Origin of the sequence: Kitasatospora sp. NPDC051853 (assembly GCF_044452665.1) — a bacterium.
In the GTDB taxonomy this organism is placed as follows: Bacteria; Actinomycetota; Actinomycetes; order Streptomycetales; family Streptomycetaceae; genus Kitasatospora.
This window is the reverse complement of sequence record NZ_JBITBY010000004.1, coordinates 434,562-442,114: the sequence shown is the minus strand read 5'-3', so window position 1 is coordinate 442,114 and position 7,553 is coordinate 434,562. Positions and strand designations below refer to the sequence as shown.

Annotated in this window: 6 protein-coding genes; 5 read left to right on the top strand and 1 reads right to left on the bottom strand. The window is 74.8% G+C overall.

Going from position 1 to position 7,553, the window contains the following annotated elements:
• The first annotated feature begins 162 nt into the window (after window positions 1–162).
• From ACIA8O_RS14315 to ACIA8O_RS14295, 5 genes are read left to right on the top strand one after another with little or no spacing between them, the layout of a single operon-like run.
• Window positions 163–1,359 carry an acetyl-CoA carboxylase biotin carboxylase subunit family protein gene (locus ACIA8O_RS14315; protein WP_396294007.1) on the top strand — a complete coding sequence of 399 codons (1,197 nt, stop codon included), beginning with the start codon at window positions 163–165 and terminating at the stop codon, window positions 1,357–1,359.
• Window positions 1,356–3,071: an IucA/IucC family protein gene (locus ACIA8O_RS14310; protein ID WP_396294006.1), complete on the top strand. Its 1,716-nt coding sequence runs from the start codon at window positions 1,356–1,358 to the stop codon at window positions 3,069–3,071. Before ACIA8O_RS14315 ends, ACIA8O_RS14310 begins: the two co-directional genes overlap by 4 nt.
• Window positions 3,068–4,279, top strand: a complete 1,212-nt coding sequence (locus tag ACIA8O_RS14305) for an MFS transporter (protein ID WP_396294005.1) — start codon at window positions 3,068–3,070, stop codon at window positions 4,277–4,279. The genes ACIA8O_RS14310 and ACIA8O_RS14305 overlap by 4 nt, the downstream gene beginning before the upstream one ends.
• Window positions 4,263–5,972 (top strand): IucA/IucC family protein, encoded by a 1,710-nt coding sequence (locus ACIA8O_RS14300; RefSeq protein ID WP_396294004.1) that lies wholly within the window; start codon window positions 4,263–4,265, stop codon window positions 5,970–5,972. Before ACIA8O_RS14305 ends, ACIA8O_RS14300 begins: the two co-directional genes overlap by 17 nt.
• A complete protein-coding gene (locus tag ACIA8O_RS14295; protein WP_396294003.1) occupies window positions 5,972–7,156 on the top strand; it encodes a type III PLP-dependent enzyme in 1,185 nt (394 codons plus the stop codon). Before ACIA8O_RS14300 ends, ACIA8O_RS14295 begins: the two co-directional genes overlap by 1 nt.
• On the opposite strand, the gene ACIA8O_RS14290 is transcribed toward ACIA8O_RS14295, so the two are convergent.
• Window positions 7,144–7,551 (bottom strand): MerR family transcriptional regulator, encoded by a 408-nt coding sequence (locus ACIA8O_RS14290; protein WP_396294002.1) that lies wholly within the window; start codon window positions 7,549–7,551, stop codon window positions 7,144–7,146. The genes ACIA8O_RS14295 and ACIA8O_RS14290 overlap by 13 nt on opposite strands.
• Between the last annotated feature and the right edge of the window lie 2 nt (window positions 7,552–7,553).

Here is a 7,553-nt window from a genome sequence, read left to right as displayed (position 1 = left end):
TTGGGGGGCTGGGGGGGGGGGGCGGGGTGTTTTTGGGTGTGTCACACGGCCCGGCCGGGGGGCGCCGCCGCCCCCCCGCCCCCCCCCCCGCGGGGGGGGGGGGGGGGGGCCCCCACCCCCCCCCCCCCCACCGCCCCCTCACCCGAAGAGGACCTTCCGGCCATGCGGATGTACCTGCTCGCCCTCAACCCCACCGACTCCGTCACCCAGGGATTCCTGCCCGCCGCGGCGAGACTGGGCCTGACGGTCACCGTGCTCACGGACCACGCCGAGGCGCACCGACGCGCCTACCAGGAGCTGGAGTTCGCGCCCGAGGTGCTGGAGTGCGCGGTGCAGGACCACCGTGAGGTGATCGGCCTGATCTCGCAACTCCCGGCCCCCGACGCGGTGTTCAGCAACAGCGACCACCTCCAGGTGCAGACCGCGCTGGCCGCCGAGTACTTCGGCCTGCCGGGCAAGGACTGGAAGGCCGCCTTCCGGGCCAAGAACAAGGGCGAGCTGCGCCGCCACCTGGCCGCCGCCGGGCTGGACGAGGTCTGGTCCGCCGAGCTGGCCCCGGAGGACGACCCGGCCGCCCTCACCCCGCCGTTCCCCTGCGTGGTCAAGCCGCGGGAGGGCGTGGCCAGCGAGGACGTCACCCTGGTCGAGGACGCGGCCCAGCTGGCCGCCGCCGTCGAGGCGATCCGCGGCCGCCGGGCCGGGGCGGTGCTGCTGGTCGAGGAGTTCCTGACCGGCGAGCTGTACACCCTGGAGACGCTCGGCGACGGCACCACCCGGCACGTGCTGGGCGGCTTCCACACCCGGCTCTCGCCGCCGCCGAACTTCATCGAGGAGGTGCTGTTCTACGTCCCGGCGCACCCGGAGGCGGTCACCGCCCAGGTGCTCGCCCAGCTGGACGCGGTCGGCGTCAACCTCGGTGCCTGCCACACCGAGTTCGTGGTCCAGGCCGACGGCCGGGCCCGCCTGATCGAGGTCAACTACCGCGCCATCGGCGACACCTGTGACCTGATGCTGGCCGAGCTGCTGGAGATCCCGTTCTTCGAGCACGTGCTCAACGCGCACCTCGGCGTCCCCCTCCCGGCCGACCTCGGTGCCCGCACCGACAAGCGGGCCCGGAACGAGGGCGTGCTGGCCGACCGGGCCGGCACCCTGCACGCCGCCCCCGGCCCGTACGACGGCGAGCAGGACGGCGTGCGGCTCTCCTACCGCCCGGTGCGCGGCGTCGGCGAGAAGCACGACCACTACGGCACCAACCGGGACTACCTCGGCATGGTCTGGGCCGTCGGCCCCGACCAGGAGTCGGTGGACCGCACGGTGGCCGGCTTCGTCGCCGCCAACCGCTGGGAGATCGGCGCATGAGCGCCCTGCGGCAGCACACCGCCGAGCAGCTGACCCTGCGGGTGCTCGGCGCCCTGCTGCGGGAGGACGTGCTCGGCCTGCGCACCCAGAGCATCCTGGAGCAGCGGGCCGACGGCCCGTGGCTGCGGGCCGGGACGCTGGCCCTGCCGGTCCGCCCGGACGGCTTCCAGAGCGAGTGGACCGCCCGGCTCCCGCTGCTGCTGGCCGACGGCCGCGAACTCACCGCGCTGGACGCCGTCCTGGCCCACCTGGCCGAGCTGGCCGACCCGCAGGACCGGGACGGCTTCCTGGGCTTCGCCGAGGAGTGCCGCCAGACCCTGGCCACCATGGAGCTGCACGAGGCCGTCCACGGCCAGGTGCTGGACCTGCTGGCGCTGCGCCACGGCGAGCACCCCGCCCACTGGGAGGGCCTGGACGCCTCGCTGGCCTTCGACACCCTGGCCGCCTTCCTGGACCACCCGGTCTACCCGACCGCGCGCGGCCGATCCGGCCTCAGCGACGCCGAACTGCGGCAGTACGCACCGGAGTTCCACCCCTCCTTCGAGCTGCGCTGGCTGGCCGTACCGGTCTCGGCGCTGGCCGTGGACACCCTCGGGGAGCGCCCCGGCTGGTGGCCGACCCTGGAACTGCTGGGCCTGCCCGAGCTGGCCGGCACCCACCTGCCCCTCCCGGTGCACCCGCTGAGCACGGCCGACGCACTGGCCGCCACCCCCGGCGCCGTGCTGGCCGGGCCCTCCTACCTGGAGGTGGTGCCGACCCTGTCGATGCGCACCGTCGCCCTGGCCGAGCACCCCGAGTGGCACCTCAAGCTGCCGCTGGCCACCGCCACCCTGGGCCTGCGCAACCGGCGCACCATCAAGCCCGGGGTGCTGGAGGACGGCGCGGCCGGGCAGCGGCTGATCGAGGCCGTGCTGGCCCGCGAGCCGCGCTTCGCCGAGCGGATCCTGCACGCCGACGAGCAGGGCTACGCGCACACCGGCCACGAGCTGGTCGCGGTGCTGACCCGGCGTTACCCGGCCGGTCTGGAGCGGGCCGTGACGGTGCCGCTGGCCTCGCTGCTGGCCGAGGCCCCCGGCGGCCTGGTGATCGACCTGCTGGCCGAGCGGTTCTACGGCGGCTCGGCGCTCGCGCTCTACCGGGACCTGCTGGAGCTGCTGATCGACTGGCAGACCGCGCTCTTCGCGCTGGGCTTCGCCCTGGAGTCGCACCAGCAGAACACCTCGCTGGTGCTGGACACCGTGGACGGCGCGACCCGGCTGCGGCTGCTCTACAAGGACAACGACGGCCCCCGGGTGAACTCCGCCCGGATCGGCGAACTGGCCGCGTACACGGCCGACTTCACCGACCCGCGGACCTTCTCGGAGACCGACCGGGCGATCACCGACCTGTTCACCACCATCACCGGCCACCTGTGCACCGCCTCGCTGGCCTTCGGCCTGGCCGAGCACGGCCGGGCGTCGCTGGCCGAGACCCTCGGTCTGCTGCGGGAGGTGCTGGAGCGCTCGGTGGACCGGATCGGCCCGGCCGGCGAGAGCCTGCGGGCCGGCCTGCTGGAGGCCGAGCGGCTGCCGGTCAAGGCGATGGTCACCGCCGGCTCGCTGCTCAGCAAGGAGCGCTCGGGCGCCGCCGACATCAACAAGCACTACACCTCCGGGCCCAACTACCTGCTGGCGGACGGCGCTCCGGGCGCGACGCCGGCGGCGGGCCGATGAGCACCGCCGCCGCCGAGCTCACCATGTCGGCCCAGGCTCCGGCCGGACTGGGGCGCCGTCAGGTGCACGCCGTCGCCGCCTGCTACTTCGTCGCCTCCTTCGCCGCGCTCGGCCTGCCGCCGTTCCTCACCGCGATCCTGCCCGGGCTCGGTGACGCGGACGGCAGCTGGGCCGGGGTGCTCTACATCGTGCCGACGGTCTTCAGCGGCCTGGGCGCCCCGTTCTGGGGCCGGCTGGCCGACCGCTTCGGCCGCAAGCGGCTGCTGCTGCGGGCCCAACTGGGGCTCACCGTCTCGTTCCTGCTGGCCGGGTGGGCGGACAGCCTGCCGGCCTTCACCGTGGCGCTGGTGCTCCAGGGCTTCCTCGGCGGCACCTTCGCCGCCACCAACGGCTACCTGGCGGCGGCCCTGGAGGGCTCCCAGCTCTCCAAGGCGCTCACCCTGATGCAGGGCGCCGCGCGGGCCTCCCTGGTGGCCGCGCCGATCCTGGTCGGCGCGCTCTCGCCCTGGATATCCCCGCACCGGCAGTACCTGGTGATGGCGATCCTGCCGCTGACCGCCGCCGCGCTGCTCTCGCTGCTGCCCGAACCGGCCTGCCCGAAGCCGGCCGGACGCACCGCCGACGGCGGTACCGCGGAGCAGCCCACCGGCTCGCTCAAGCTGCTCTACACCCTCGAGTTCGGCTTCGTCTTCTCGACCATCATCTCCTTCCCCTACCTGGTCTCGCTGGTCGAAGGCCGGCTGCCCGGGGTCAACGGGACGGTCACCGGCCTGCTGTTCGCCCTGCCGCACCTGTGCTACCTGGCCGCCGCCGGACGGGTCCACACCCGCTTCGCCGACCGGCCGCGCACCGGGATCGCCCTCGGCCTCGGCTTCGTCGCCCTGGGTCTGGCCGCGCACTGGCCGGCCCACTCCCTGCTCACCTTCGTCCTCGCCCGTCTGCTGCTCGGCGTCGGCCTGACCCTCGGTCTGGTCTGCCTCTCGGTGCTCGCCGCCGAGGCCGCGCGCGGCCGGGCCCCGGGCCGGATGTTCGGCTCGCTCGAATTCGTCTCCAAGGGCGGCGCGGTCGCCGCCGGGGTGGTGGCCGCGCTGGTCAACGGCGCCTTCGGTGCCACCGCCCCCGTGCTGACGGGCACCGTCGCCGCGCTGGCCGCCGCCCTCCTCGCCCTCCTCTCCCGTAGGAGCCACTCCGATGTCCTCTCCCGCTGACACCGATCTCCGATCCGTGACGCCCACCGAACTGCCCACCGCCGACCACGCGGTGGCCCACACCCTGCTCAACTGCCTGCTCCGCGAGGTCTCCGGCCCCGAGCACCAGAGCGCCGTCGCCGACGGCGTGCTGCACCTGCGCCTGCCCCGGCGCGGCGTCACCCTGCGGGTCGCGCTGCGCCGCACCTCGCTGGTCGGCGCGCACCGCTTCACCGGCCCGGTCTTCCAGGAAGGCCCCGGCGAGGAGCGGGAGTTGACCTGGCAGGAGCTGGCCGGGCACGTGCAGGCCGAGCTCACCCTGCGCACCGGCGTGGCCAACGAGGAGTTCCTCGCCCAGCTGACCTCCAGCCGCGCCGGGGTGGACCACGGTCTGGACCGCCGCCCGGCCGCCGGCCCGGACCGCTACCTGGAGTCCGAGCAGGCCCTGGTCTTCGGCCACCGCTTCCACCCGGCCCCCAAGTCCCGCTACGCCGAACGCGGTTCCTGGGACGACTACGCCCCCGAAGCCCGGGCCGCGTTCCGGCTGCGCCACCTCGCGGTGCGCAGCGAGTACATCGCCCAGGACACCGCCGACCCGGGCGCGCTCACCCTGCTGGACTCGCTCGGCGCGGTGCCGGACGGCTACACCCTGCTGCCCTCCCACCCCTGGCAGTACGAGCTGCTGCACGACCACCCGGGCCTGACCGCCGCGATCGAGCGCGGCGACGTGATCGACCTCGGCGAGCGCGGCGAGGAGTTCGCCGCCACCGCCTCGGTGCGCACCCTGTACGGCGCGGGCGCCTTCCTCAAGTTCAGCCTGAACGTGCGGATCACCAACTGCCTGCGCAAGAACGCCGCCTACGAGCTGACCGGGGCCGTCACCCTGACCAGGCTGCTGGCCGAGCCCTTCGCCGAGCTGGCCGCGCGGCACCCCGAGGCCGCGATGCTGCGCGAGCCCGCCTTCCGCACCCTGGCCCTGCCCGGCCCGGACGGCCAGGTGGACGTCTCGCTCTTCGAGGGCTTCGGCCTGATCGTCCGCGAGGGCCTGGAGCGCCACCTGAAGCCGGGCACCACCGCCCTGCTGGCCGCCGCCGTGGCCGACGAGTACCCGACCAGCTCGGCCCACCTGGGCACCCTGCTGGACGGGTCGGGCCCGGCCGACGCGCTGGACTGGTGGGGCGCCTACCTGCGCCTGGTGGTGCCGCCGGTGCTCTCGGCCTACTTCGAGCACGGCGTGGTGCTGGAGCCGCACCTGCAGAACGTGCTGGTCGGCGTGGACGACGCGGGCCGCCCCGTCCAGGTGCTCTACCGCGACCTGGAGGGCACCAAGCTGCTCCCCGAGCAGAACGCCGGCCTGCTCGCCACCCTGCCCCCCGAGGTGGCCGGGCCGATGACCTACGACGCCCAGCGCGGCTGGGACCGGGTGGTCTACTGCCTGGTGGTCAACCACCTCTCCGAGTTCGTCTCCGCCCTGGCCGACCTGCACCCCGGGTCGGAGGCCGCCTTCTGGGCCGAACTCCGGTCCGTGCTCGGCGAGTACGGCGACGCCCACGGCTGCCCGCCGCGGCTGGCCGCCCTGCTCGCCGGGGTGCCGCTGCCCGCCAAGGCCAACCTGCTGACCCGCTGGGCGCGCAAGGCCGACCGTGAGGCGGGCTACGTCCCGCTGCCCTCGCCGCTGGGCGAGTCCGTCCTCGCACTGAGCTGGAGCGTCTGATGTCCGTGCCCGTGTCCGTCGAGCGGCTGGTGGCGTCCCTGACGCCCGAGCAGTTCCCCGTCTACGTCTACGACCTGGCCGGGCTGCGGGCCCACGCGGCCGCCGTCCGGGCCGCGCTGCCCGAGCGGGTCGAGCTGTACTACGCCGCTAAGGCCAACCCCGAGCAGCCGGTGCTGGCCGCGCTGGCCGGTGCGGTGGACGGCTACGAGGTCTCCTCCGGCGGCGAGTTGGCACACGTGCAGGCCGCCGTGCCGGACCACCCGCTGGCCTTCGGCGGGCCCGGCAAGACCCCCGCCGAGATCACCGCCGCACTGGAACTCGGCGTGCGGCGCTGGCACGTGGAGAGCGAGCACGAGCTGCGCCTGCTCGCCTCCCTGGCGACCGGCCCGGTGGACGTGCTGCTGCGCGCCAACCTGCCGGTCACCGACGGCTCGCTGGACGGCGTGAAGCTGGCCATGGGCGGGCGGCCCACCTCCTTCGGTCTTGACCCGGCGCTGGTCGAGCGCTGCGTGCGGCTGCTGGCCGAGCCCGGCTTCGAGCTGCTGCGGCTGCGCGGCGTGCACGCCCACCTGGCCAGCGGGCTGGACGCCTCCGCCCAACTCGGCCTGGCCGAGCGGGTGGTGGCCTGGTCCGCGGCGCTGGCCGAGGAGCACGGCTTCACCCTGCACGAGGTCAACGTCGGCGGCGGCATGGCGGTCGACTACGCCGACCCGTCCGACCGCTTCGACTGGTCCGCCTTCGGCAAGGGCCTGTCCGAGCTGCTGGACCGTCACCCCGGCCTGACCCTGCGGATCGAGCCCGGCCGCGCCCTCACCTCGTACTGCGGCTACTACGCCACCGAGGTGCTGGACGTGAAGCAGAGCCACGGCGAGGACTTCGCCATCGTCCGCGGCGGCACCCACCACCTGCGCACCCCCGCCACCCGCGGCCACGACCAGCCCTTCACCGTCCAGCCGGTCGAGGAATGGCCGCACCCCTGGGAGCGCCCCGCCGTCACCACCGGCCGGGTCACCGTCTCCGGCCAGCTCTGCACCCCCAAGGACGTGCTCTCCGCCCACCAGTCCGTCACCGCCCTGCGGGCCGGCGACCGGGTGCTCTTCGCGATGGCCGGGGCCTACGCCTGGAACATCTCCCACCACGAGTTCCTGATGCACCCCCGCCCGGGCTTCCACTACCTGGGCTGAGCACCGCGGCGGGGGGGGGGGGGGGGGGGGGGGGGCCCCCCCCCCCCCCCCCCCCCCCCCCCCAACGCCGCCGCCAACCGGTCCCGCAGGGCCGTCTGACGGGCGATCCGCTCCTCCAGGACACCCAGCCGGGCCCGGGCCACCGCCAGCCCCTTCCCGGACGGCGGCGCGCTCGTCAGGTCCCCGTCCAGACAGGTCAGGAACACCTGGACGTCCTCCAGGGTCAGGCCCGCCTCCAGCAGGTGCCGGATGTTGCGGACCCGGACGGCCGTCCCCCCGTGGTAGCTGCGGTAGCCGTTCGCCGCCCGCTCCGAGCGGATCAGCCCGGCCTGCTCGTAGTGCCGCAGCGCCCTCGCCGTCACCCCCGTCACCGCCGCCAGCTCCCCGATCCGCACCG

What these genes read in the sequence shown, in the direction of transcription:
- ACIA8O_RS14305 (WP_396294005.1), top strand. Translation starts at nt 3,068, where the DNA reads ATGAGCACCGCCGCCGCCGAGCTCACCATGTCGGCCCAGGCTCCGGCC.
- ACIA8O_RS14295 (WP_396294003.1), top strand. Translation starts at nt 5,972, where the DNA reads ATGTCCGTGCCCGTGTCCGTCGAGCGGCTGGTGGCGTCCCTGACGCCC.
- ACIA8O_RS14310 (WP_396294006.1), top strand. Translation starts at nt 1,356, where the DNA reads ATGAGCGCCCTGCGGCAGCACACCGCCGAGCAGCTGACCCTGCGGGTG.
- ACIA8O_RS14300 (WP_396294004.1), top strand. Translation starts at nt 4,263, where the DNA reads ATGTCCTCTCCCGCTGACACCGATCTCCGATCCGTGACGCCCACCGAA.
- ACIA8O_RS14315 (WP_396294007.1), top strand. Translation starts at nt 163, where the DNA reads ATGCGGATGTACCTGCTCGCCCTCAACCCCACCGACTCCGTCACCCAG.